Source organism: Rathayibacter sp. AY1C9 (assembly GCF_002932315.1).
Classification (GTDB): domain Bacteria; phylum Actinomycetota; class Actinomycetes; order Actinomycetales; family Microbacteriaceae; genus Rathayibacter.
Genome location: NZ_PSVZ01000011.1, coordinates 71,580 through 96,645, shown reverse-complemented (window position 1 = coordinate 96,645; position 25,066 = coordinate 71,580). Strand labels below are relative to the sequence as shown.

The window sequence follows — 25,066 nt, the reverse complement described above, 5'->3', positions numbered from 1 at the left end:
GCGTCCGGACTGAGAGGCCGGAGCGGCATGCACGGCGTCTCCCCGACCGCCCGCAAGGGCGGCGGCAGGCCGGCTCCCTAGCGTCGGTGGACGTGACCCACTCCGCTCCGCTCGCCCGCTGGTGGCGCGAACGCTGGTGGGCGCGGCTCACCCTCCTCGCGATCCTGTGCGGTTCGACGGCCCTCACCGGCTGGAATCTCGCCCGGGGCGGAGACGCCGTCTTCTACGAGGCGGCGGCACGGTCGATGTCGGAGTCGTGGCACGCGCTCGCGTTCGGAGCCTTCGATCCCGCCGCCACGGTGACGCTGGACAAGCTGGCGGGGTTCGCGGTGCCGCAGGCGCTGAGCATCCGGCTGTTCGGCATGTCGACGTCGTCGATCGCGCTGCCGCAGCTGATCGAGGGGCTGATCACGGTCGCGGCGTGCTCGGTCGTCGGGCTCCGGTGGGGCGGCCGGGGGCTCGGGCTGGTCGCGGCGGCAGCGGCGGCGAGCACGCCGATCCTCGTGTCGATGTTCGGGCACCCGATGGAGGACGGGCTGCTCACGGCGGCACTCGCCGTGGCGCTGGTGTGGTGGCAGCGCGCGGTGCTGACGGAGCGGTGGTGGCCGCTGCTGATGACCGGGCTGTCCATCGGGATCGGCTTCCAGGCGAAGATGATGCAGGCCTGGTTCGTCCTGCCGGCGCTGGTGGTGGCGACTCTCGTCGGGGTGCGCGGGTGGCGCCGAGCGCTCGCCTGTGCGGGCGGGCTCCTGGCCGTCGCGGTGGGCGCCTCGGTGGCGTGGATGGTCGCGATGCAGGCGGTGCCGGCAGGGGACCGGCCCTACATCGACGGGTCGACGGGGAACGACGTCTTCGCGATGGTGTTCGGGTTCAACGGGCTCGACCGGCTGATCCCGGGAGCGGTGCCCGGCGCCGTCGTCGCTTCCGCCCACGTGGCGACGATGGGCGGAGCAGCGGGGTCTTCGCCGGCCAAGCTGCTGCTGGCGCAGTACGCGACGCAGGTCGGCTGGCTGTATCCCGCGGCGCTCGCCGGGCTGGTGCTCGGCGCCGTGCGCTGGTGGCCGCGGCGGGGGAGGCGGGGAGGTGCCCGCGGTGCCTTCGCCCTCCTGGTCTGCCTCGCGGTGTGGCTGGTGACAGCGGCGGGCGTGCTCTCGGTGGCGACGGTGCCGCACATGGCGTACGTCGCGGCGATCGGCGTGCAGCTGGCGCTCCTCGCCGCGCTGGGCTGGGCGGAGGGGGTGCGGCTGCTCGCGTCGCCCCGGGTCGGCGCGCGGCTGGTGCTGCCGCTCCTCCTGGTCGGGCAGACGGCGTGGAGCGCGGCGCTCGCCGTGGGCGGGCAGCTGCCGTCGGTGCTGGGCCTGCCGCTCGCGGCGCTCGCCGGAGCAGGGCTCGTCGTGGTCGCGGTGGCGGCCCGGTGGAGTAGGGGCGGTGCGGCGGCGAGCAGAGGCGCGGCCCGGCATCGTTCGATCGCGCTCGCAGCGGCCGTCGTGATCCTGGCAGGGCCGATCGCGTTCAGCCTCCAGGTGCTCGACGCGTCCCTCGACGGGTCGGGCGGGGACGCGCTCGTCGGCCTGCGCTTCCCGCAGAGGGCCGAGACCTCGGCTCCGTTCGCGGTCTCGTCGCCGGACGCGGTCGGCGGGCACGACTCGATGACCGCCGACGAGACCGCACTGGTCGCCGCTGCTCGTGCCGCCGGCGGCGGGGTGGACGGAGCGCCCCTGTTCCTCACCGACTCCTGGGCGATCTCGGCGCCGATCATCACGGCGACCGGCGCGAGCGTGCTCACCGACGGCGGCTACTCCGGCCAGGCGCGGGTCTTCACCGAGCAGGACGTCGCCGGGATGATCGCGGCAGGACGCACGCCTCTGCTGGTTCTGAAGAACTCGGCGCCACCGACCGAGTCGGTGCGGAAGGCCGTGGTGGCGGACGGATGCACACAGCTGCAGGAGTGGGGGCCGGCGGCGACGGAGTCGGGAGAGCACGCCTCCGCGGTCACCGGGTTCTCGTTGTGGCGGTGCGTGGCGATGCCGCACGGCTCGGCGGGCGGGGTGTCGGGTGCCGGCCAGTGACGCCGTAGGGCAGTTCTCGCCTGGACGAGATCGGCTCCCGCCGGAACGATCGCCCTCGTCCTTGCGCTCGACGGGTCAGGCCAGGCCGAGGAGGTCGAGCGTCCAGGCGTGAGCGAGGACGTTCTCCTGGTGGGACTCCTCGGGCGTCAGTCCGCTGAGGTGACCGCCCGAGGTCGCACGGAGGACGACGTGCGCGGGATCGTCGCGCTCAGCCACTGCCCGGTAGGCGCTTGCGAATTCCGCGATCGCCGACGCGTCGACTCGGGCATCGCGGAGACCGGCTCGAATCCACGCGCGCGGAAGCGGTCGGCTCCGCCCCACCATTGTGGCGATCGTCGCGAGTGGAGAGAGCCCGCTCGCGAGGATCCAGTCAGGGTCACCGAACTCCTCACGGTCGGACGCCGCCGCGGCTGCGGAGCGATCATCGAGCGCGCCGACGGGATCGAGGAAGGGATGCACGAGGTGGAGGCCACGGAGTTCTGCGGGGCGACGGAGGCAGACCGTCGCAGCGACCAGCGCGCCCGCGCTCGCCGCGGTGAGAAGGAGCCGGTGCGAGTCGATCCCTGGAAGCTCACGAAGCAACGCCAGGCAGGCGAGGAGGTCCTCGATCGGGCGCTCGCGGCCGAGGCCGGTCGCCTGCCGATGCCACTCCGGGCCGTTCTCTCCGCCCCCGCGGACATGGCAGTAGGCGATCGCGGCTCCGCGCGCGAGGAGGTCGTCCGTGAAGGGATCGAACGGCCCCTCGAGGCTGATGCCGTAGGCGCCGTAGACGTGGACGACGACGGGACAGCTGTCGGCGCCGTCAGGAGTCATCAGGGTGAGCGGGACGAGGGTGCCGTCCCGGCTCGGCGCAGTGAGTGACGTGACCTTCATCCGTTCTGTGACCTCGGTGGCGAGTGCCTTACCCGGTACAGGGGTGACGCAGTGGGCGCGGTGAGCAGGGGAGGAGACGAGCATGATCGGGTGGCGGGTGATCGGATCGACGGCGGGAACAAGGGTCCCGGCCGCCGGCGCGAGCCAGAGCGCGTCTGCCCCGCCGCCGGGCAGCCACACCGCTCTCCTGCCGGACGACCGACCGAGTACGAAGAGCTCACCCTGGGCCTCCTGCAGGTGCTCCGCCTGAAGGGCCTTCGGAACGGGAACCTCGAGAGGACGCGTCGAGCCGGTCATCCGGACGACTCCGTGCCGTCGATACAGGACCGCGAGGCCGCCCCTGCAGGCGGAGACATCCGCGTTCTCCGTGCCGAGGTCGAGGCGACGGCACGTCGGGGGACTGCTCTCCTCTCCGGTCAGCACCCAGTACCGGGAGTCGCGCGCCCCTCTCGATGCGAGTACGGCGATCGCCCCGGCGACGCTGCGCAGATCGAGCCTCCGAGCCTGATCGGGCTCTTCGAGCAGCACGTGGGGAGTCGTCAGGCTGCGATGCCACCAGACCGCCTGCCAGGGCCGACCCGCGTCGTTCCGCCTTATCCAGAGGAATCCGTCCGAGAACGATCGGATGCGCGGGGAGACGGGGCGCTCGTCCTGAACGATCTCGACGGCTCCGCTCCTGGTCGCGACGGCGACGCGGATGCGGTGATGCTCATCACCGTCCTGATCGCTCACAAGTGCGAAAGCGGCGGCGCCCGGCGAGAGCACCAGAGACTCCTGCGGTGCGATGACGAGGGTGTGCTGCACGGGGCGCCCGTCGGGATCCCGGAGGAGCACCTGCCGGGGGCCTGTCGGCTCCGCGGCTGCGCTCGACGGCTGCAGAGCTGCGAGATGTCGCAGCCGTCCGGCGATCGCAGAAACCCGAGGCGGCAGTGCGTCGCGACCCGTGATCACGTCAGACACCCTGCTCACGCAACCTCGGTCCAGGGGGACGGCGAAGCCGAGCCTGCGCGGGAATCAGGAGGATCAGCGAGAGCACGATCCACGAGCCGATGAGGCCGAGAACGACGCTCGGGACCGGCCAGATCACTACCCCTTCGCCCAGTGCTGCGCGACTGACGAGCCAGCAGACCGCGCCGGTGGCGGCGACGGGTGCGGCAGCTGCTGTGGAAGCGGCGAGGGACATCGCGAGGCTCTCGGAGACGACGAGCCCGATGATCTGTCGGCGCTGCAGGCCCGCTGCCTGGAGCAGGGCGATCTCGCGCTCGCGGTTCTGCGCAGAGAGAGCGACGACAGTGGCGCTGGTGGCGAGCATCGACACGGCTACGACTGCGACGATCGTCAGAACATCGGTGAGATCGGCGCGGGTCCCGGGCCGGACCGCCGTCGTCATGGCGACGACGGACTCCACCGCGCACAGGAGCACGGCGATCGCCCCCAGCCCTGCCGTGAGCGGCGCGATCGTGGCGGTGCTGACCTGCACCCGGGCTGCTGCCGCGCGGATTCCGAGAGCTGCGACGACGAGACCCGATCGGGCGGAGAGCGCGTGCAGAGCCCGGAAGACGAGCGCGATCACCTCCGGGCAGAGGAGGTAGACGGCCACGAGGACGCTGCCTCCTACGTCGACGGCCAGGTTGAACATCGGCGCCGGTCCGGTCGCTCCGAGTTCTCGAGCAGAGGCGGATGCCGTGACAAGGCCGGAGGCGATGAGGAGGAGGGCGATGCCGCAGCCGATCCGCACCGCGCGCATCGCCGTACCCGGTCGACCGCTCCTGACTTCACGCAGCGCGGCGCTCGGCGGCGTGCGGGCGGCGCGGCGCGCGGGCAGGACTCCGCCCGCCAGAGCGGTGAGCGTGCCGAGCGCCAGCGTGACCACCGGAGCCCAGGGCGCGAGCGAGAAGCTCGGAAGATCGACCTCGGACGAGACGGCACCGTTGAATGCGGGAACCGCCCAGAACGCCAGCAGTGTCGAGAGGAGCGCTCCGATGCCGGCGCCGAGGAGACTCACGATGCCGAGCACGAGGAGAGTGACGACGAACACCTGGGCTCGGGAGGCGCCCAGCAGGAGCCAGAGCGCGTGCGTGCGTCCTGTGGCCAGAACGCTCGCTCGGCCGACGATCGTCAGGGCGACCCAGCCGACGAGCGCCACGACAGTGTAGATCGTGATCGAGAGGATCCGGAACTCCCCGAGCGCGACGCCGGCCTCCGTGACAGCGGCGGTGAATGCGGGGTCGCCGGTCCAGGCGAACTGCTGAACGCACAACCCGATCAGCGTCGCCATCAGGGCGACCACAGCGATCGCGGGAGACCATCGGCGCCACTCGTCGGCGAACAGGCGTACGACGTAACGGGACACGAGTCAGGCCCCGGCCTCTTCGAGGATGCTCAGCAGCTCATGGCTGGTGCAGCGTCCGGTCGTCCGCACGGTCCGACCATCGTGCATCACCACGACCGTGTCCGCGAGGGCTGCGGCGTCGAGATCGTGCGTGACCATCACGATCATCTGGCCCTCGTCCGCCATCGTCCTCAGAGTCGAAAGGACGACCCGCGAGCTCTGCGAGTCGAGGGCGCCGGTCGGCTCGTCGGCGAAGACGATGCCGGGCCGCCGTGCAAGGGCGCGGCAGAGAGCGGTCCTCTGCTGCTCACCTCCCGAGAGCGTTCGCGCCGGCGCACGGCGCCGGTCGCGCAGGCCGAACGATTCCACGAGTCCACCGATCAGGTCGTGCGGCACGGGTGATCGGTCGAGCCTGAAGGGGAGCGCGATGTTCTCCTCGACGTCGAGGAAGGGCACGAGGTTGTACTGCTGGAACACGAACCCGATCTGGGCGCGGAGCATGCGAGCGCGATCGGCCGCTGACAGCCTGTTCACGTCCCGGCCGTTGACCTCGACGACGCCGGACGTCGGCCGGTCCAGTCCGCTGAGACACATCAGGAGAGAGGACTTGCCGGAGCCGGAGCGGCCGACGACAGCGGTGAGCCCGCCCCCTTCCAGATCGATGTCGCAGCCCCGCAGGACGGTCGTCCGCTGCCGGCCTACGGTGATGACCTGCTCGACGGCTCGAGCCTGGAGGGTGGGGATCATGAGCGTTTCTCCTCGACGAAGGTGGGGACGTCTTACTCGTGAGACGCCCGCGATCCACGTCATGCTGGATCGCGGGCGCCCGGTAGCGACTATCAGCAGTTGCCCCACGTGATCGAGCTGGGCCAGCCCGGGCACGGCGAGATGACGCTGAAGGTGCTGACGCGCGCGGCGTCGTGCGCGTCGGCCTCACCTTCGAGGGTCTGGAAATCGAGGATCCGGTTCATGTGATCACCTCCTCTCCTCGTCTCGGGCCGACTCGGTCAGAGTCCGAACGGCAGGGCGGAGCGTCCGGTCTCGAGCTCGTCGAGCGCTGCGAGCACTCCGAGCGAGCCGGTCAGGTAGTCCGACGAGAGTCGGAGGTTCTGGTTGCCGCGGAAGAAGACGCCGGTGTCGTCGAGCACGGCGTGCAGGCGCAGCGACCGGACGTGCGAGCGGAGGACCTCCTCGAGTTCCGCGCTCGGGCGGTGCAGTACGCGGCGGCGGAGGTAGACGAGGAATCCGGACAGACCGTGGGCGAGTGAGGCCTGCGCGCACTGCTGGTAGGACGCGGCGGCGTCGATGGACGCGAGGGGATCGGCGAAGAGCTCCTCGCCCGTGACCCGCCGCAGCTCCAGGATCGCCAGGCCGGGCCCGGTCGAGCCGATCCCCAGGTAAGGAAGAGTCCTCCATCCCTCATCGAACTCGAGAGTGTTGTTCCGGGTGATCGCACAGCGCGCCAGATCGGCGTCGACGGCTCGTATCGCGAGCCTGATGTACAAGTCGTCGCCAGTGGCTTCGTGGAGTCGGGCGAACAGGATCGCGGCCGCAGACCATCCGTGCAGGAGGCCGACGGAGGCTCCTCGGACGTCCTCATCGAGCAGCGTGGTGAGATGGTGGGCCGCCTCCGACGGGTCCCCTCCGTCTGCGAGCTCGGCGAGCCCTGCACCGGCCCACCCCGACCACAGCGTCGGACCTGAAGGGGCGGCCGAGGGCCTGCGGTCGAGGACCTCGAGTGTGCGCGCGAGTCCTGCCTGGCGAGCCGCGTAGCGAATTCCCTCGCGTCCGCAGAGACCACGCGACCGCACCTGGGCCACGCGAGCGGCGAGCCAGTGATCGGCGGCCTCGAGGTCGACATCTCCGGATCGTCCTAAGACAGCGACGACTCCAGCCGCGCCGTAGGGGAATCCGGCACGGTGGTCCGCGCTGTCGCGGGCGAGGACAGGGATGTCTCCGGGAACGACCGGCGAGTCGTCCGTCCACTGAAGCACCGATGCGACACCGCGGGCGATCTGGCCGCGCAGCTGGTCGTCCGAGAGGGCGGCGAGTCGACCGACGTCTTCGTCGATCGACCTCTGACCGGAGGCGGGGAGTACGTCGAGGGTGGAGGTCCTGATCGACCGCAGCACGGCGGGCGGAACCGCGAGATCGTCTGCGGCTGCTCGGAGGAGCTGCTCGATCTTCGCGACGTTGCCCTGGTCGGCGATCGTCGCTTGGGGGAAGAGGAGATCGAGTTCGAGGATGCCGAGCGACCACTCGTCCGCTTCCGTCCCCTTCAGGCCTTCCAGGGGCTCGTAGCCGGGCGCTCCCTGGCGACAACGCCACTCCGGATCCATTCGATGCGCGAACTCGAAGTCGAGGAAGCACGGGTGCGTGCCGTTCCGCATGATGACGTTCTTCGGGTGGATGTCGCCGAGCAGCCATCCTGCGCGGTGCACGGAGGCGAGAGCGGCGTCGAGGCGAGCGACGGTCGTGGTCAGCCAGGAGGTGTATGCAGGGTCACCGACGCGCCACGGTGCTGGTCGGAGCAGCGGAGTCCTCGTCATCCATTCGCGCTTCAGATCGTTCCCCTCGATGTGCTCCATGACCAGGTATCGGTGCTCCCAGGCCGTGAAGGATCCGTAGAAGACGGGTACGCAGTCCAGGGACTGCAGATCGACGAGCACCTCCTCCTCATGAGCCAGGCGAGTCACGGCGTCGACTCCGTCGGCGTCCAACCCGGCGTGCGGGCGCGCCTCCTTGAGGACCACGATCGTCCCGATCGGCACGAATTCGTCGGTCGTCGCTTCAGCGAGATAGACACCACCACCGTTCGAGAAGTGCAGCGCTGAGAGCATCGTGAAGCCGAAGGCGACCTCTTCCTCGTTCTCCGCCCCGACAGTGACGGACTCCGGTAGTGAAGCCCACGGGGGAGGTGTGAACGTCGGCCGCCGGACGTCCTCCACCTCGTTCCCGTCCGGGTCGAGCACCGTCGAGACGAAGCCGCTCTCCGTCTCGGACGGGACGAAGGCGCCGTAACGGAAGTGCACAGGCCCGGACTTCCACCGCCGGTCGGACAGTACGTACGGGCCTCTGAACCCGCGAAGACGGACGTCGAGGTCCTCCAGCGCTCGGGCGAACTCGTCGTCCGAACCGGGATACACGGTGATGAACTTCCCAGCTCCCGCTCGATCGGCGTACTTGCCGTTCTGCATCAGAAGGTGAGAGGTGGTCGAGAGATGCTTGAAAGGCAGTCGGGAGGCGAAGCAGTAGCGTGCAGCAGCGGCGAGGACCTTCTCCGCGTCATCGAGTGTCGACGAGAGGTGGAGCTTCCATCCCTGACGAGGGAGGAGGCAACCGTCCGGCATCCAGTTCCGCCACGGCCGCGACTCCCTCACCTGCCAGTCCTCCGGAGCGAAGGACGCGACGTCGAAAGCGTCGCCATCGATGTCGTCCCCCTCCTCGGCGACCGCGTAGAACGGGTTGCCCGGGCGGCAGTACCGGAGATATTCGAGGTCGAGCGGCATCGCTTCCCTTTCCTGTCCGACTTGTCTCGCGGTGCGGGATGCGGTTCCCGGCGCTGACTTCGAGGCTAGGAAGGTCCGCAGTCGACCACCTCCCGCCGAAGTCACGGATGAGGATGACCGGAGTCACGGTGAGGGCGTGACTGCGGTCACGGGTCGGCATCCCGGAGTCGGAGCTACAGTTGTCGACATGGGCTCAACTCCGGAGACGGCGGCGGAGATCTCCGCGCCGTCAGCGGCAGGACACGAGCGGGTAGCGGTCGCGCCGTCCCTGTCGAGCACCGTGGACAGGACCGTCATCGCACTTCAGGCGATCGCCCTGTGCTGCCTCGTCCTGGCAGGGATCCTGGGCGTCGTGGACTCCGCGCAGAGAGGCACGGGTGCAGCGGTCGCGGTCACATGGCTCGCGCTGGTGCCTGTGATCGCCGGGCTCTGGGCCGTCCGGCCCCGACTGATCCGAGCGGGACACGGGGTCGCCGTGACGACGGTGTCCATCGTCGCGGCGACGCCGGTCGTCGTCTTCGGCCGGCTCGATTTCACGATCCCGGTCCTCCTCCTCGTCGTGGCGTTCGCGGTGGTCGACGTCTCGCTCCGCGCAGGGGCGCACGCGATGATCTGGATCGCCTCCGTCGGACTGGCCCTCCATGTCGGGGGCGCCGTCGGCTCGGGGAGGGCGCTGCTCTCCGGAGTGCTCGACGGTCTGCTCAACGTGGTGCCCGTGGCCGTGCTGATGTGCTTCGGGATCGCCCTGGGACTCTCTCTTCGCGGCTTCGAGAGCGAGCGATCCGCCGACCAGCGTGTGATCAGGCGGTTGCATCGCGCCTCCGAGACGGAGAAGGAGCTGCTGCTGTCGGACGAGCGCGCCCGGAGCGCACGCGAGCTCCACGACGGCCTCGGGTACAAGCTGACCCTCGTCTCGATGAGTCTCGAGCTCGCTGATCGCCTGCGCTCCGCCGATGCCGAGCAGGCGTGGGCCGAGGTCCGCACCGCCCGATCCACGTCGAGCGAGGCTCTCGCGGACATGCGGATGTGGGTACGAGCGCTCAGTCCCTTCCGGGACGCGGGCGCCCGCGGCCTGGCTGCGCTGGAGTTGATCGCGGAGTCCTTCCGCGGCACGGGCGTGACCGTGGATGTGGTCGGCGACGAGGCGTCGGACCGTGTGCTCACCAGCGACGATGAGACCGCGCTCGTCGTCTACCGAGGCGTGCAGGAAGGGCTGACGAACGCTCTGCGGCACGGCGCTGCCCGCAGAGTCCGCATCGATATCGAGACGGACGACGTCCGGCTCGAGCTCTCGCTGCTCAGCGACATCGGCGCGGGAAGGAGCAACGGGATCAGCGACGGCGAGCCTGTGCTGGGGTTCGGGCTGCGCGGCCTCGACGATCGCGCGACGGCTCGCGGAGGTCGGTTGACGGCGCGGCGCATCGGCGACCGGTTCCTCCTGCGCCTCTCGATCCCTCTCGGAGGCGCCGACGGGGAACGGGAGAGCCGCGCCTCGTGACGGAGACGACACCGAGGCGAGTGCTGCTGGTGGAGGACCAGCAGATGATCCGCCGTGGGCTGGTCATGCTCCTCTCGACGGTCGAGGGTGTCGTGGTCTCGGCCCAGGCCGAGAACGGACAGGCTGCTCTGCACATTCTGCGCACGACGGAGGTGGACGTCGTCGTCACCGACGCGCGGATGCCGGTCATGGGCGGCGTGGAGCTCGCCGCCGAGTGTGCGCAGCTCCATCCGCGTCTGCCCGTCCTCCTTCTGACGACCTTCGACGACGACGCGCTCGTGCAGGCGGCCCTCTCGGCCGGCGCTTCCGGATTCCTCCTGAAGGACACCTCGGTGGAGGGTCTCGTCGTGGCCCTCGACGCGGTGATCGCCGGCGGGATGGTGATCGATCCGCGCGTCGCCCGGCCGGCCGTCCAGCCGGGTCGCACCGGCGAGAGCCCGCTGACGCTGCTCACGCGGAGCGAGCGGGTGGTCGCCGAGCTGGTGGCCGAAGGGCGGAACAACAGGGAGATCGCGGCCGCCCTCGTGCTCGCCGAGGGCACCGTGAAGAACCACGTCTCGGCGCTGCTGCGCAAGCTCGGCCTCCGCGACCGCACCGCCCTCGCGCTCACGCTCTACAAAGGCTTCCGCCCCGACGGCGCCTGAAGGCGCTGGTCGGATTGCGGCCCAGGCGCGGCCGTCCTCGGGCGCCCGACCCGCCGCCTATCCTTGAGGGCGATGTCGAACTCCCGCGCCGAGGCCGCCTACCTGCGCTCCCTCGGCGCCTTCCGGACGCCGACCCTGGATCTCCTCCACGGCCGGTACGCCCCGTTCGTCGTCGCCGCCCTGTCGCTCGTGTTCACCGTCGACCGGCAGGTGGTGGCCGTCGCTGACGCGCACGCCGAGGTGGGGGAGCTGCTCGAGGAGCTGCGCTCGGCCGGGTACGACGAGGTCGAGCGCGCGCTGCCGAGCGGCACGGCGCGCGAGGTGTGCCGCTACTGGGTCCGCGTCGGCTGGCTCGTGCCGCAGATCGAGGGCGAGGCCGAGGTCTACCGGCTGAGCGCCCACGCCGTGAGCGCCCTCGAGATCACCGGGCGCACCGGAGGTGGACGCACGCGCGTCTCGAACTCGCGGGTGCGCACCCTGCTGGAGGCGGTCGAGCGGCTGGCCGCGGACGTCGATCCCGACCCGGAGGCCCGCCTCTCGCGGCTCCGCGAGGAGCGGGCGCGCCTGGACGCCGAGATCGCCGCACTCGAGGAGGGCGCCGGTCTCGAGCCGGCCGACGACGAGCAGCTCCTGGAGGAGGCCGAGAACGTGGTGCACCTCGCCCGCGAGCTGCCGGCCGACTTCGCGCGGGTGGCGGAGTCGATCAAGGCGATGCAGCGCGACGTGGTCGCGGACCTGCGCCGCGACGTCCGCCCGACCGGCGAGGTGCTGCGGGAGTACCTCGAGCGAGGTCAGCACGTGATGCAGGCCACCAGCGAGGGCCGTGCGTTCGCCGGAGCCCTCCGCCTCCTGGGCGACCCCGAGCGGATCGACGCGCTCGCCGATCAGCTGCACACCGTGCTCGTGCAGCCGTTCTCCCGCCTGATGGACCCCGCCCAGCGCGCGGAGCTGGCCGCGATCGGCCGCCGGGTGGAGCTGGGCGTGCAGGAGGTCCTGACCGCGCAGCGCCGCGCGTCCCACGTCATCACGGGCCAGGTCCGCACCCACGACCCGGCTCGCGACCGCCAGGTGGACGAGCTGCTGCGCGACGTGATGGCGGGGCTCCAGGAGTGGACGGGCGGGATCTCGCCGGACGCGCCGGTCGCGCCGCTGCGGCACCTGCCCGTCGCCGGGATCGGCCACCTGCGCCAGACCCTGGGAGACGTGCGTCCGGCCGGCGGGCCGGCGCCCCTGGCCGGAGACGACGGCGACGCCGAGTTCGTCGGCGACGACAGCCGGGCCTGGGGCGGTCCCCGCTACGCGGAGCTGGAGGCCTACGTGGCGGAGCTCGGCGACGAGTTCGATCTGGCGGACGCGTTCAGCGCGGCTCCGGAGGACACGCGACGGCCCGTCGACCTGCTCGGGCTGCTCGAGATCGCGCACCGGACGGGCCTCGTCGACCGCGAGGGCTACTCCGTCGTGAGCACGCGCCGACCCGACGGGACCGTGCGCCGCTTCGCCTTCGGATCCGTGACCGCCCGCACCGAGGAGGAGACCGACGATGAGTGACACCCTGGCGACCGACGGGACCGCCGCCGATCCGTTCATCGCGCCCGTGTCGATGGAGGAGGACCCCGACGAGCTCTTCCCCGGCGACCGCGGCGTCCTCGACACCGAGGTGCGCCGGGTGCTCGTGCACGTGCTGCAGCGCCGCTTCCTCCTCGCCGACCGCCACCGCGAGCAGTGGGCCGTGCTCCAGGAGCACCGGCAGCTGATCGAGTCGCGGCTGAACGACCTGTTCGTGCGGCTCGTCGTCGACCACGAGCGCGGGGTCGCCTACAAGCAGCAGGTGCGCTCCGACGAGGTGGAGATGCCGGTGCTGCTGCGCGACCTCCCCTACACCCGCGCCGAGACGCTGGTGCTGGTGCACCTGCGCACGGTCCATCAGCGGGAGTCGGCGGCCGGCGAGGCGTCGGCGCGCGTGGACGTCGAGGAGGTCGAGCAGACGGTGCTCAGCTACTTCGCGGACGCCGAGCGCGACACAGCCCGCCGGCAGCGCATGGTCCGCAAGGCGCTGGAGCGGCTCGGGCGCGACGGCATCGTCGACGAGGAGTCCGCAGGGCGGTACCGGATCAGCTCGATCGTGGAGATCGTGCTGAGCGCGCCGAAGCTGCGGGAGCTGAGCGACTGGCTGCGCGGGCGGGCGGGCGAAGACGCTTCCTCGGTGGTCGCAGAAGCGGCGCCCGCCGAGGAGCCCGGCTCGGACGATCCGGAGCAGGCGGACGACGACGCGCTCGAGGACGACGGCCTCGACGAGGACGCGGACCCGCCCACGGACGGCGTCCTGCCCGGAGCCGATGTCGCGGACGACGAGCCGCTGGACGACGAGCCGACCGACGACGACACCCCCGACCCGGAGGACGACCCCCGATGACGATGCTCGACACCCTCTTCGGCCTGATCCCCGCCGCCTCCCGCGGTCAGCAGTGGCTCGCCGAGGACCTGCAGCTGGTCAACTGGGGCGGCTACGACGGCGCGCACCGGGTCCGCTTCTCGCCCGGCGCCACGCTCCTCTGCGGCGGCTCCGGCTCCGGCAAGTCCACGCTGATGGACGCCTACATCGCCCTGATGATGCCGCACACCACGCCGTTTAACGGCGCCTCGAACGGCGGAGTGACGGGCCGTCCGCGCGGCGAGGACCAGCGCAACATCCTCTCCTACGCGCGCGGCAAGCTCGACGAGTCGCGCACGGACGAGGGCACGACCATGCGCGTCCTGCGCGGCGACGGAGTCGACACCTGGACCGCCGTCGCGATGACCTGGGTCGACCACGACGGCTCGCGCTTCAGCGCGGTCCGCGCCTGGTACGTCCCGGCCGGCTCCCGGGTGCTCGAGGAGACCGTGCGGATCCGCGCGAGCGCCGAGGGCCCGGTCGACCTCGCCGCGCTCGACCGGGCGGCGGCGCACCGCTTCTCCGACGCGTCGCTGCGCGCGGCGGGCCTGGATCCGCTCGGCACCGACCGCGAGTTCTCGGCGCGTCTGCACGCGGTGCTCGGCATCGGAGCGGCGGGAGCCGGATCGAAGGCGATGAGCCTGCTCGCCCGCATCCAGGCCGGTCAGCAGATCACGACCGTCGACGACCTCTACAAGCGGCTCGTGCTCGAGGAGCCCGAGACCCTGGCCTCCGCCGACGCGGTCGTCGCCCACTTCGACGAGCTCGAGAGCACCCGGCAGCGGATGCTCACCGCGCGCCAGCAGGTCGCGGCACTCGAGCCGTTGCGGGGCCTGCGCCTGCGCATCGCCGCGTCCGCGGAGCGCGTGCGCCTCATCGACGCGCTCGGGGAGTTCGACGCCCCGGTGTCGCCGGCGGCCCTGTGGCGCGCTGAGCAGCGCCTCGGCCTGCTGCGCGACGTCGAGGTCGAGCTGCGCGAGCGCACCCGCGCCGTCGACGCCGTGCTCCGCGAGAAGCGGGCCCTCGCCGAGGCGGCGGAGTCGGAGCGGGACGGGCTCGCCGAGGTGCTGCGGGCCTCCGGCGGCGACCGCCTCGAGACGGCCCAGCGCGAGCTCCGCGAGGTGGAGCGGCGGCTGGGCGCGGCGCGCGAGAACCGCGCCCGGCTCGAGGAGGACCTGCGCGCTCTCGGCGAGCCGGAGACCACCCGCGAGCGGTTCGAGGCGGTGCTCGCCCGGGCGGCGAGCGCGGCCGACGCCAAGCGCAGCACCCGTGCGGCCTGGTCGGACGCGGTCGCCGAGCGGAAGGCCGCGGCGCGCGATCTCGCCGAGCTCGAGGCGGAGCAGCGCTCGGCCTCGGACCGTCGGGACAGCATCCCCCGGCCTCTGCACGAGGCGCGCGAGCGGATCGCGGAGGCAGCCGGCCTCACCGCCGACGACCTGCCCTTCGTCGGCGAGCTGGTCGAGGTGCGTGCCGAGTTCGAGCCCTGGCGCGAGGCGTTCACGCTCGCCCTCGGCGGCTTCGCGACGACGCTGATGATCGACTCCGCCCACCTCGACCGCTTCCGCCGCGCCATCGACTCCCTCCGGCTCCCGGTCCGGCTCCGCTACGAGGGCGTGGAGACCGGGCTCGAGGAGGTGCGGGGCCTCGACCCGCAGACGCTGCCCGGGCGCCTCGACTACCGCGCCACCGCCTTCACCGGCTGGCTGCAGGACCGGCTCGAGGACCGCTTCGGCTACGTGTGCGTCGACAGCGCTGCGGAGCTCGGGCGCCACCGGCTCGCCCTGACCCTCACCGGTCAGCTCTCGCAGGGGCAGCGCGGTGCGCACGGCGGCCACGGCGCCGCGAACGTCCTCGGCTTCTCCAACACCGGTCGTCTCCGCGAGCTGAACGCCCTGGTCGAGGCGGCCCGGGCCCGCAGCGCGGCGGCCGTCTCGGCGGCGTCGGCGGCGGAGGAGGCCCTCGATGCGCTCGACGACCGGATGACGCGCCACGCCCGCCTCGCGCTGGTGAGCTGGGAGACGGTCGACGTCGAGTCGCTGCTCGCCGAGCAGGAGCGATGGGAGGCGGTCGGCGCCGAGGCGGCGGAGGCGAACCCCGAGCTCGCCGGGCTGCAGGAGCAGATCGACGGGCTGCGCGGCCGCCTCGAGCGCCTCCGCCAGGAGATCGCGCGCGCCGGTGTGGAGCGCGAGCGGATCGAGGCGGAGTGGGCCGTCGTGGTCGACGACGTCGACGCGAGCCAGGCGGTTCTCGATGCGGCGGAGCAGGCAGGACGCGAGCTCGACGACGACCAGCGCGCCTTCCTCGACGCCCGGTTCACGCTGACCGAGGCCGCGGCGTCCGGCAGCGCCTCGGACGTCCTGGTCCGCTTCGACGCGGCGCTCGCCACGGCAGCGCAGCGACTGGCGGAGGACCGCCGCTCCGCGGCCGAGGCGCACGAGCAGCAGCGCGAGAGCGCCGGCCGGATCATGGCCGGCTTCCTCGACCGCTGGCCGAACCCCAACCTGCTCGCGGACCCCGAGGCGTCCGCGGGCGACTTCGAGCGGCTGCTCGACGCCCTCGAGACCAGCGGCCTGCACCGGCTCGAGACCGAGTGGCGCGACAGCCTGCTCACGCTCTCCGGCAACGACCTCACGAGCTTCGACTCCACGCTCGGCCGCTCACTGCGGGAGATCCGCGAGCGGATCGAGCCGATCAACGTGATCATGCAGGATCTGCCGTTCTACGACGACGGCCACCGTCTGCAGATCACGACGCGCGAGAACCAGTCGGAGGTGCGCCGTCGCTTCCGCCGCGAGCTCCGCGAGGTGCGCGCGCAGATCCAGGCCGTGTCCGCGGAGGAGGAGCGCGAGCAGGTCTACCGGCGGATGTCCCGGCTCATCCAGCGGCTGCGGCGCACCGCGCCCGACTTCGGCGACCTCGTCGACGTCCGCAACCACGTCCGGGTCAGCGCCGAGCGCGTGGACGCCGTCACCCGAGCGCACGTGGCGCTGTACGACCACATCGGCGAGAAGTCCGGCGGGGAGTCGCAGGAGCTGATCGCCTTCATCGTCGGAGCGGCGCTGCGCTACCAGCTCGGCGACGCGGGAGCCGACCGCCCCCGGTACGCCCCGGTCTTCATGGACGAGGCGCTGATCAAGGCCGACGCCCACTTCACCAAGCGGGCGATCGGTGCGTGGCGCGGTCTCGGCTTCCAGCTCGTGATCGGCGCCCCGAACGACAAGTACAGCGCGATCGAGCCGCACGTCGAGGTGGAGTACGACATCCTCAAGGACACGCGCGGACGCTCCTGGGCCAGGCCGAAGGTGGGCCTGGTCCCCTAGGGCTTCGTGCCGATCTTCGCGTGGCTGCGCGAGTAGGCGAAGTAGATCGCGAAGCCCACGGCCAGCCAGATCAGGAAGCGCAGCCAGGTCTCGATCGAGAGGTTGAGCATCAGGTAGGTGCAGATCAGGGCCGAGAGCAGCGGGAGCCACGGGTTCAGCGGGACCCGGAAGCCGCGCTTCAGGTCGGGCCGCTTGCGGCGCAGCACCACGACGCCGACCGAGACCAGCACGAACGCCGAGAGCGTTCCGATGTTGACCATCTCCTCGAGCACGCCGATCGGAGTGAGCCCGGCGAGCAGCGCGACGACGATGGTCACGACCACGGAGGTGAACCACGGCGTGCGCAGGCGCGGGTGGACGGTGGCCAGGCGCCGGGGGAGGAGCCCGTCGCGCGCCATCGCGAAGATGATGCGCGTCGCTCCGATCAGCAGCGTCAGCACGACGGTGGTCAGACCGGCGACGGCGCCGGCCGAGATGACCGTCGCCATCCAGGTCTGCCCGTGGTAGGCGAACGCATTGGCGAGCGCGGCCGACGGGTCGAGCTCGCGGTAGGGGACCATGCCGGTCACGACGAGGGCGACGGCGCAGTACAGGACCGTGCAGATGATCAGCGAGGCGATGATGCCGATGGGCAGGTCGCGCTGGGGGCGGCGGGTCTCCTCCGCGGTCGTCGCGACGACGTCGAACCCGATGTAGGCGAAGAACACCAGGGAGGCGCCGGCGATGATGCCGCCGACGCCGAACGTGGCCGGCTCGATGCCCGAGAGGAACTGGAGCAGCGGCTGGGTCAGACCGGACGCGGACTGCGAGGGCTCGGCGGCGGGGACGAACGGGGTGTAGTTGGCGGTGTTCACGAACTGCAGGCCCGCGATGATGACGAACAGGACGATGAACAGCTTGATCGCGACGAGCACCAGGTTGACGCGCAGCGATTCCTTGATCCCGAAGGTCATCAGCGCGCCGAGCGCGAGGACGAGCAGGATCGCCGGCACGTCGACCACGCCGCCGTAGGTGAGCGCCGGCGGGAGGGTCACTCCCAGCTGCTGCAGCAGCGACCCGAGGTACGCGCTCCACCCCTGCGCGACCACGCTCGCTCCGAGGAACAGCTCGAGGATCAGGTCCCAGCCGATGATCCAGGCGAAGAGCTCGCCGAGGGAGGCGTAGGAGAAGGTGTAGGCGGAGCCCGACACCGGGACCGTGGAGGCGAACTCGGCGTAGCACATGGCCGCGAGGGCGCAGGCGAATGCGGCGACGACGAAGCTCAGGACGATCGCCGGTCCGGCGATGTCGTGGGCGGCGCGGCCGGTGAGGGTGAAGATGCCGGCGCCGATGACGACTCCGACGCCGAAGACCGTGAGATCGAGCGCGGTCAGCGACTTCTTGAGCTTGTACTCGGGCTCATCGGTGTCGGCGATCGACTGCTCGACGGACTTGGTGCGGAGGAGGCTCACGGTGGTTCTCTCTGTGGGCTGCGGGGTGGAGGCGCGAGGGCCACTGGGGAGGATAGCGGGGCGGGCGCCTCTGCCGCGCCGGGCGTCGCGCGAGTACGCTTCCCGGCCATGAGCAGGATCTTCTCCGTGGCGTTCGCCGACGTGCACCCCCTCTACGTGGCGAAGGCGGAGCGCAAGGGCCGGACGAGGGAGGAGGTCGACGAGGCGGTCCGCTGGCTCACCGGCTTCTCGGACGAGGAGCTGGCCAGGCACCTCGAGAGCAGGACGACCTTCGAGGAGTTCTTCGCGGCGGCGCGCCTGCCTCCGCAGGCCTCGGCGATCACAGGGATGATCTGCGGCGTGCGGGTCGAGACGATCGAGGATCCGCTGATGCAGCGCATCCGGTACCTCGACAAGCTGATCGACGAGATCGCGAAGGGACGGCCGATGGCGAAGGTGCTGCGGGCTCCCGCGGCCGGCTGAGCCGCCGGCCCCGAGCGCTCCTCCACAGGCGCCGATTCGCTCCGGTTCTCCCCGGTCGGGGCCGGCGGGATCTCGCGCCGCCGGCGACGCGAGCAGGGTGTCGGACATGACATCCACACAGCGAACCCCTGCTCTTCCGTCCCGCCGCCGCGATCCCGAAGTCCTGCGGGCGAGCGCGATCCAGGACCTCCTGGCGGCCGTCCCCTCCATCATCGGCATCCGTCCGGAGGAGTCCGTCGTGGTGGTGCCGTTCCTCGGCACGCGCGCCGGGGGAGGCTTCCGGATCCCGCTCCCGGAGACGCTGCGCGGGATGGAGGCGGAGGCGCTGGCGGGCGGCTGCGCGGCCATGATGGAGACGATGCCGCGGGCCACCGGTGTGCTGGTGGTGGTCTGCACCCGTGCGGGCTACGCCGAGGAGCGGGGGATCCCGCATCTCGACCTCGGCCACGCGGTGCTCCGGCGCCTGGAGCGCACGCGGCTGGACATCATCGCCGTGGCCTGCATCGCCGCCGACGGATGGGGGCGCTACACGGACGCCGAGGAGTGCCGCAGGCCACGTCCGCTCCTCGAGATCGAGCGGAGCGAGACCGGCGTCCTCGCCCGAGCGGTGGCCGATGAGCCTCTGGACATCGACGCGCTCTCCGTGCTGCCGCCGGTCGTCGAGGAGGATCGCGCGCTCGTCGCGGAGGTGCTCCGCCGGCCGCCCCTGGTCGGCGACACGGAACGGCTCGTCGAGCGCTGGCTCAGCGGACCGCGGGACGTCCGCCGCGAAGGACTGATCGTGCGGACCCTGCAGTCGCCGCCCCTCCGAGACCGGGTGACCGTGCAGATCGCGCGGAGCCCGCAGGCGGGAGTGGGAGTGCCGCCCGGCGCGGTGGGCGACGCCCGCGCCGGAACGGACGACGACCACGACCTCGAGCTGTCGGCAGTGCTGCTCGGCAGCGGGCGCGCTCCGGAGCGCGCCCGTCTGGCGCGGGCGACCGGGCTCCTCGCCCGTGCCGCCGCGCTGGCGCCGGAGGAGGCGCGCTCCTCCGTGCTCACCGTTCTCGCGTGGTGCTGGTGGGCGAGGGGAGTCTCGAGCCTCGCCGGGCTCCACCTCGACGAGGCGCTGCGGCTCGACCCCGACGACTCGATGGCCCGGCTCTACGCCTCGCTGTTCGCAGCCCGCCCCCTGCCGGACTGGGTGCTCGCGGCCGCTGCCGAGGCCCTCGACGCCGCGAGCGCCTGAGGTCGGGCGCCGGCCGGTGCGCTCGCCCCGGAGACGGATGCTCTTGCGCGGGGGAGGGGACGGCCCTAATATGCAACCATATGGTTGTACGAATGGACGCCGACATCGACCTGCTCTTCCGGGCGCTGGCCGACAGCACCCGCCGCGACATCGTCGCCCGGGTGCTGGTCGGCGAGCAGTCCGTCTCCGCACTCGCGGCGCGCTACGAGATGTCGTTCGCGGCGGTGCAGAAGCACGTGGCCGTCCTCGAGCGGGCGGCACTCGTCCGCAAGCGGAGGAGGGGGCGGGAGCAGCTGGTGCAGGGCGAGGTCGCCGCAGTGCGGCGGGCGTCGCGCCTGCTCGACGCCTACGAGCAGCTGTGGGCGGGGAGGATCGACCGCATGTCGGACCTCCTCGACGAGGAGTGACACCCGCGAGCCGACCGGCGCGCGGGATCTGCTGGAGGGAGAGGCGCGATGAGCGTGCTGCAGTCCGTCAAGGACATCGAGGAACTGACCCTGACCGTGACCGCCGAATTCGACGCGGGGATCGAGCGCGTCTGGCTCCTCTGGACGGATCCGCGCCGCCTCGAGCGCTGGTGGGGGCCGCCGACCTGGCCGGCGACCTTCGAGCGGCACGAGCCGGTCGAGGGTGGACGGAGCGCCTACGTCCTGACGGGACCGGACGGCGAGCAGGCGCGCGGCTGGTGGCGCGTGACCCGGGTGGAGGAGCCGACGCGGTTCGAGTTCGAGGACGGCTTCGCCGACGAGCGCGGCGACCCGGTCGACGCGCTGGGGATCACCCGGGCCACGGTCACCCTCGACGAGATCGAGCCGGGGCGCACGCGGATGGTCCTCCGCAGCCGTTTCGAGTCGGTCGAGCAGCTCGAGCAGATGGTCCAGATGGGCATGGAGGAGGGACTCCGCCAGGCGATGGGGCAGATCGACGCGATCCTGCTCGAGGACTGAGTCGGCGCCGTCGCCCCGGAGGCCTCGGCGCTCGCCGCGCCGAGCCTCCGTGTGGAGGAGCCGCCCGCGCTACTGCTCGGAGTCGGTGAGGGCGGCGGCGTAGGCGCGGACGGAGCGCTGGTACCGGGGGAGCCCCGGAGCCAGCGCCTCCAGCGCGATCCGCAGGGCCTCGTCGACGCGCCCGGCGCTGTGCAGGGCGAGCGCGAGGAACACCTCCCGCGCGGAGCCCACCGCGGGGTGCGCAGCGGCGCCGGCGAGGAGGTCGATCGCCTCATCGGTGCGGCCGAGGTTCCGGAGTGTCGAGGCGTACTGGATCGTCAACCGCGCCCGCCGCTCGTCATCCAGGCCGGCGGCGAGGGCGCGCTCGTACTCGACCGCCGCCTCCGCCCCGTGTCCCGCGCTGTCGAGGGCGCCGCCCAGCTCGAAAGCGGCGACTCCGTCGTGTCCCGGGTAGCGGGCTGCGAGGACGCGCATCCGCTCGACGACGCCGTCCGGGTCGTCCTGAGCGTCGAGGCGCTCGACCGCCGCGAGCCAGAGGGCGAGCGCGTCGGTCTCGGGGCGATCGGGGTCGGAGGCGCGTGTCTCGGTCACGCCTCCGACGCTACCGCGCCCGCACAGTGCGGCGGAGCGGGGCTACGAGGCGGTCGAGTCGGCGCCGTCGTCGTCCGACCCGCCGTCGTCGGAGCCGGAGGTGCCCGCTCCGACCGGCGCGGCGCGTCGCCCGGCCTCGATCAGGGCGGTCGACGCAGCCGCTCCGCCGATCAGGGCGAACAGCGCCCAGCCGGCTCCCCACTTGCGCTTGCCGATCAGGGCGTCGAACGAGAGCGCGCCGGGGCCGTCCGCGACGATCGAGGCCGTCGCCGCGACGAGGACGGCGTTGTACTCCCACCCGCCGCCCGCGTTCCACAGGCCGTTGCTCCAGTGCACCTTGCGCACGGCGGTGACCATCGTGGCGACGAGTCCGGCGGCGGCGAGCGGAGTCGCGGCGCCGAGGGCGAGAGCGGCGCCTCCGGCCGTCTCGGTCACCGCTGCGGCGACGGCGTTGCGCCGGGCCGGATGCATCTCCAGGCTCGACATCATCTGCTCGGTGCCGTCGAGGCCGGGGCCGTCGAACGAGCCCCGCAGCTTCTGCAGACCGTGTCCGACGAAGAGCCCGCCGACGGCGAGACGGAGAACGAGTGAGCCGACCTTCATGGTGACCTCCGGGGTGGGGTGGGGACGTGTAGTGCGAGGGTCCCGGCTGCGCCGCGCCCGGTCAAGGGGTCGCGCCCGGTGAGCGGGCCGCGCGGGAGGCGTGCGCGCTCGGGGAGGGCTCAGAGCAGCGCGTAGGCGGAGGCGTCCATCATCACGGTGCCGTCGGTGCACACCTGGAGCTCGGCCGGGGCGCGGACCGCGCCGTCCGGGGCGTCGAGGACCTCGGCGACGAGGAACGCGGAGGTCCCGACCGCGCAGCCGTAGGCGCCGGGGGAGTGCCAGGCGACCCGGACGTCCGCCCGGGCGCCGGGGACGAGGATCACGGGAGCATCGGGGTTCGGGCCGGACGCGTCGGCGACCGCGCTGATCCGGTTCCCGTCGGCGTCGGTCGCGTAGACGCCGGGGATGCCCGCGAGAGCGCAGTCCGAGGAGGAGGTGCTGGTGAGCACGAGGTCGAAGGCGCTGTTCCCGGCACCCGACGCGTCGGGGTCGGGGCGGTACTCCATCGTCAGGTCGGAGCCCGTGCAGCGCGCCGCCGCCGGATCCGCGGCGGGAGAACCGGTCGACGAGGGCTCGGGGGTCGCCGTGACCGTCACGGTCACGGTGGGAGTCGGCGTCGGAGCGGGAGTCGGCGAAGAGGTCGCGGTCGCGGTCGGCGTCGGGAGCGGCGTCCGCGCGGACGGGGCTCCGCCGCTGCCCGCGCAGCCGGTGAGGACGAGGACGAGTGCTGCTGCTGCCAGCGCGGAGGCGCCGGTCCGGTGCGAGAACGTGCTCATGTCCGCAGTCTGCCACCGCCCGGACCGATCGGCTCCGCGGATCCGCGAGCATGCTCGGAGGTCCCGGTCAGGGAGGCGGAGGACGGATGCGGCGGGCGTCCGGAGGTGCCCCTCCCCGCGCCCGCCGCACCGGTGTCGGCGCTAGACGCGGACGACCATCTTCCCGGTGTTGCCGCCGCGCATCATCGAGAGGAACGCGTCCACGGCGTGGTCGATGCCGTCGACGACGGTCTCGTCGTAGGCGATCTCTCCGTCGGCGAACCAGCCGGCCATCAGCCGGTTGAACTCCGGCGCGTGGTCGAGGTAGCCGGACAGCGTGAATCCGCGCAGCGTGAGACCGCGGGTGATGATGTTCGCCATGTTGTCCGGGCCGGGCGTCTTCTCGGTGCTGTTGTAGCCGGCGATCGCTCCGCAGAGCGCCGCGCGGCCGCCGTCGCGGAAGGCGTCGAGGGCCGCTTCGAGGTGGTCGCCGCCGACGTTGTCGAAGTACACGTCGATCCCGTCGGGCGCGGCCTCGGCCAGCTGCTCGCGGACCGGGCCGGAGTGGTAGTCGAAGGCGGCGTCGTAGCCGTACTTCTCGGTCAGCAGGGCGACCTTCTCGGCCGAGCCCGCGGATCCGACGACCCGCTCGGCTCCGAGGAGGCGCGCGATCTGGCCGGCGGCCGAGCCGACGGCTCCCGCGGCGCCCGAGACGAAGACGGTGTCGCCCTCCTTCATGCCCGCGATGGCGGTGAGCCCGACGTACGCGGTGAGTCCGGTCATCCCGAGGATGCCGAGGCGGAGCGAGAGCGGCACTCCGGGGATCTCGGGGACGACGCGGAACTGCGACGACTCGGCCTGCACGACGTCGCGCCAGCCGAGCTGGTGCAGGACCGCGCTGCCGACGGGGAACGCGGGGTCGTCGGAGACGGTCACCCGGCCGACGGCACCGCCGGTCATGGTCTCGCCGAGGGCGAAGGGCGGGGTGTAGCTCTTCACGTCGTTCATGCGGCCGCGCATGTAGGGGTCGACCGAGAGGAAGGCGTTCTCGACGCGGATCTCGCCCGCGGCCGGGTCGCCGTACTCGACGGTCGCGGTCCGGAAGTCCTCGGCGACGGGCCAGCCGTCGGGGCGGCGGACGAGCTGGATCTGGGTGCTGGTGACGGTGCTCATAGGACCTTTCGTGGTGGTGGAGCGGAGGGGATCAGAGTGAGAGGCCGACGGCGAGCGCGATCACCGCGAGCAGACCCGGGGTCATCTGGGTCAGCGCGGCGCGGCGCTTGGTCGGAGCGGAGAGGAGCAGGACGAGTGCTGCGGCGACCATCGATCCGGCGCCGGCGAACACGAGGGCCGCGCCGACGGCGGTGGCGCCGATCGCGACGGCGACGATGCCCGCCGCGGTGACGACGGCGAGGAAGAGGTTGTAGAAGCCCTGGTTGTAGGCCATCTCCTTCGTCGCCTCCGCCTCGCCGGCGGTCGTGCCGAACGTCGATCGGGCGCGCGAGGTCGTCCAGAGGACCGACTCGAGCACGAAGATGTAGACGTGCAGCGCCGCGGCGAGAGCGGCGAGCACCAGTCCGAGAACGATCACGGCGGGCCTCCAGGCGATGGTCGTGATGCGGAGGGCTCCGCACCGATTGTGTAACGACCAGTCCACAATATACTGGAGCGAGCGGTCCGCGCCAGTGCGGCGCCGCAGCTGTCACCCCTCAGGAGGAGCACCGTGGGTCGCACGCAGGGCTTCGACACCGAGCAGGTCGTCCGCGCCGCCCGCGCCGTCTTCTGGGAGAGCGGCTTCGAGGAGGCGTCGCTCCCGGACCTGGAGTCCGCGACCGGACTGCGCCGCTCCAGCCTCTACCACGCCTTCGGCAGCAAGCGCGGGCTCTTCGACGCTGCCGTGCAGAGCTACCTCGACGAGGTGGTGCGGCCCCGGCTCGCCCCGCTCGTCGATCCGCGAGGGGCGTCGCCGACGGCGCTCGAGGAGTACTTCGCCGGGCTGCGGGCGGCGCTCGCCGACTCCCGCACGCTCTCGGCGAGGAGCGGCTGCCTGCTGCTCAACGCCGCGGGCGCGCCGATCGCGCGCGACGACGCCGTGCGCGAGGTGATCGCCGACTACCGGGCCGAGCTGCTGGGCGCACTGCGCACCGGAGCGCTGGCCCGCTGGCCCGACGCGCAGGCGTGGGCGTCGGCTCAGGCGGACGTCCTCGTGTCGCTGCTGGTGGCCGCGCTCGTGCTGGCCCGCGTCGATCCGGCGCAGTCGCTCGCCACCGTGGACGCCGCGCTCGCGCTCGTCCGGTCCTCCGCGCCCTGACGGCCGGCGCGACGAACGCCGGAGCACCGCTCTCGCGCCGGG

General features: G+C 72.2%; 22 protein-coding genes. 11 read left to right on the top strand and 11 right to left on the bottom strand.

Annotation, left to right across the window (positions count from 1 at the left end; translation table 11 throughout):
* The first annotated feature begins 92 nt into the window (after positions 1 to 92).
* A complete protein-coding gene (locus C5D09_RS09645; protein WP_104263039.1) occupies positions 93 to 2,069 on the top strand; it encodes a glycosyltransferase family 39 protein in 1,977 nt (658 codons plus the stop codon).
* A gap of 75 nt (positions 2,070 to 2,144) precedes the next feature.
* Here C5D09_RS09645 and C5D09_RS17995 read toward each other — a convergent pair whose 3' ends face one another.
* From C5D09_RS17995 to lanKC, 5 genes are all read right to left on the bottom strand, one after another.
* Entirely contained in the window at positions 2,145 to 2,882 is a 738-nt protein-coding gene (locus C5D09_RS17995; RefSeq protein WP_181125674.1) for a prolyl oligopeptidase family serine peptidase, read from the bottom strand.
* Between the two features lie 1,012 nt (positions 2,883 to 3,894).
* A complete protein-coding gene (locus tag C5D09_RS09635; RefSeq protein ID WP_104269180.1) occupies positions 3,895 to 5,295 on the bottom strand; it encodes an FtsX-like permease family protein in 1,401 nt (466 codons plus the stop codon).
* Between the two features lie 3 nt (positions 5,296 to 5,298).
* Positions 5,299 to 6,021 (bottom strand): ABC transporter ATP-binding protein, encoded by a 723-nt coding sequence (locus C5D09_RS09630; RefSeq protein WP_104225415.1) that lies wholly within the window; start codon positions 6,019 to 6,021, stop codon positions 5,299 to 5,301.
* 92 nt (positions 6,022 to 6,113) lie between these two features.
* Entirely contained in the window at positions 6,114 to 6,245 is a 132-nt protein-coding gene (locus C5D09_RS17820) for a hypothetical protein (protein WP_258059251.1), read from the bottom strand.
* Positions 6,246 to 6,281: 36 nt separating this feature from the next.
* Complete coding sequence (gene lanKC, locus C5D09_RS09625; protein WP_104269179.1) at positions 6,282 to 8,783, bottom strand: class III lanthionine synthetase LanKC; 2,502 nt, start codon at positions 8,781 to 8,783, stop codon at positions 6,282 to 6,284.
* Between the two features lie 187 nt (positions 8,784 to 8,970).
* Between lanKC and C5D09_RS09620 the strand changes: the two genes are divergently transcribed.
* From C5D09_RS09620 to C5D09_RS09600, 5 genes are all read left to right on the top strand, one after another.
* Complete coding sequence (locus C5D09_RS09620; protein WP_104222531.1) at positions 8,971 to 10,281, top strand: sensor histidine kinase; 1,311 nt, start codon at positions 8,971 to 8,973, stop codon at positions 10,279 to 10,281.
* Entirely contained in the window at positions 10,278 to 10,925 is a 648-nt protein-coding gene (locus tag C5D09_RS09615) for a response regulator transcription factor (RefSeq protein ID WP_258063688.1), read from the top strand. Before C5D09_RS09620 ends, C5D09_RS09615 begins: the two co-directional genes overlap by 4 nt.
* 72 nt (positions 10,926 to 10,997) lie before the next feature.
* The gene (locus C5D09_RS09610; protein WP_104269178.1) at positions 10,998 to 12,473 is read left to right on the top strand and encodes a DUF3375 domain-containing protein; all 1,476 of its coding nucleotides are present in this window, start codon (positions 10,998 to 11,000) and stop codon (positions 12,471 to 12,473) included.
* Positions 12,466 to 13,338 carry a DUF4194 domain-containing protein gene (locus C5D09_RS09605; protein ID WP_104269177.1) on the top strand — a complete coding sequence of 291 codons (873 nt, stop codon included), beginning with the start codon at positions 12,466 to 12,468 and terminating at the stop codon, positions 13,336 to 13,338. Before C5D09_RS09610 ends, C5D09_RS09605 begins: the two co-directional genes overlap by 8 nt.
* A complete protein-coding gene (locus C5D09_RS09600; RefSeq protein WP_104269176.1) occupies positions 13,335 to 16,676 on the top strand; it encodes an ATP-binding protein in 3,342 nt (1,113 codons plus the stop codon). Before C5D09_RS09605 ends, C5D09_RS09600 begins: the two co-directional genes overlap by 4 nt.
* Here C5D09_RS09600 and C5D09_RS09595 read toward each other — a convergent pair.
* The gene (locus C5D09_RS09595) at positions 16,673 to 18,127 is read right to left on the bottom strand and encodes an amino acid permease (protein ID WP_104269175.1); all 1,455 of its coding nucleotides are present in this window, start codon (positions 18,125 to 18,127) and stop codon (positions 16,673 to 16,675) included. The two genes, C5D09_RS09600 and C5D09_RS09595, sit on opposite strands and share 4 nt — an antisense overlap.
* A gap of 108 nt (positions 18,128 to 18,235) precedes the next feature.
* Between C5D09_RS09595 and C5D09_RS09590 the strand changes: the two genes are divergently transcribed.
* The 4 genes from C5D09_RS09590 to C5D09_RS09575 all read left to right on the top strand — a co-directional run bounded on the left by C5D09_RS09590 (position 18,236) and on the right by C5D09_RS09575 (position 20,764).
* A complete protein-coding gene (locus C5D09_RS09590; protein ID WP_104257296.1) occupies positions 18,236 to 18,589 on the top strand; it encodes a DUF2200 domain-containing protein in 354 nt (117 codons plus the stop codon).
* 106 nt (positions 18,590 to 18,695) lie between these two features.
* Positions 18,696 to 19,817 carry a DUF4192 family protein gene (locus C5D09_RS09585; RefSeq protein WP_146085624.1) on the top strand — a complete coding sequence of 374 codons (1,122 nt, stop codon included), beginning with the start codon at positions 18,696 to 18,698 and terminating at the stop codon, positions 19,815 to 19,817.
* 92 nt (positions 19,818 to 19,909) lie between these two features.
* Positions 19,910 to 20,224, top strand: a complete 315-nt coding sequence (locus C5D09_RS09580) for an ArsR/SmtB family transcription factor (protein WP_374953252.1) — start codon at positions 19,910 to 19,912, stop codon at positions 20,222 to 20,224.
* A gap of 48 nt (positions 20,225 to 20,272) precedes the next feature.
* Positions 20,273 to 20,764 (top strand): SRPBCC domain-containing protein, encoded by a 492-nt coding sequence (locus C5D09_RS09575; protein ID WP_104269173.1) that lies wholly within the window; start codon positions 20,273 to 20,275, stop codon positions 20,762 to 20,764.
* 69 nt (positions 20,765 to 20,833) lie between these two features.
* Here C5D09_RS09575 and C5D09_RS09570 read toward each other — a convergent pair whose 3' ends face one another.
* From C5D09_RS09570 to C5D09_RS09550, 5 genes are all read right to left on the bottom strand, one after another.
* Entirely contained in the window at positions 20,834 to 21,355 is a 522-nt protein-coding gene (locus tag C5D09_RS09570; RefSeq protein WP_258066966.1) for a tetratricopeptide repeat protein, read from the bottom strand.
* A gap of 42 nt (positions 21,356 to 21,397) precedes the next feature.
* Complete coding sequence (locus C5D09_RS09565; RefSeq protein WP_104269172.1) at positions 21,398 to 21,958, bottom strand: DoxX family protein; 561 nt, start codon at positions 21,956 to 21,958, stop codon at positions 21,398 to 21,400.
* Positions 21,959 to 22,077: 119 nt separating this feature from the next.
* Positions 22,078 to 22,734, bottom strand: a complete 657-nt coding sequence (locus C5D09_RS09560) for a DUF4232 domain-containing protein (RefSeq protein ID WP_104269171.1) — start codon at positions 22,732 to 22,734, stop codon at positions 22,078 to 22,080.
* Between the two features lie 141 nt (positions 22,735 to 22,875).
* On the bottom strand, positions 22,876 to 23,886 hold the full coding sequence (locus C5D09_RS09555) for an NADP-dependent oxidoreductase (protein WP_104222542.1): 1,011 nt from the start codon (positions 23,884 to 23,886) through the stop codon (positions 22,876 to 22,878).
* A gap of 31 nt (positions 23,887 to 23,917) precedes the next feature.
* Positions 23,918 to 24,304 carry a DUF1304 domain-containing protein gene (locus C5D09_RS09550; protein ID WP_104269170.1) on the bottom strand — a complete coding sequence of 129 codons (387 nt, stop codon included), beginning with the start codon at positions 24,302 to 24,304 and terminating at the stop codon, positions 23,918 to 23,920.
* Positions 24,305 to 24,436: 132 nt separating this feature from the next.
* On the opposite strand from C5D09_RS09550, the gene C5D09_RS09545 reads away from it, so the two are divergent.
* A complete protein-coding gene (locus tag C5D09_RS09545) occupies positions 24,437 to 25,024 on the top strand; it encodes a TetR/AcrR family transcriptional regulator (protein ID WP_104247166.1) in 588 nt (195 codons plus the stop codon).
* Positions 25,025 to 25,066: the final 42 nt, after the last annotated feature.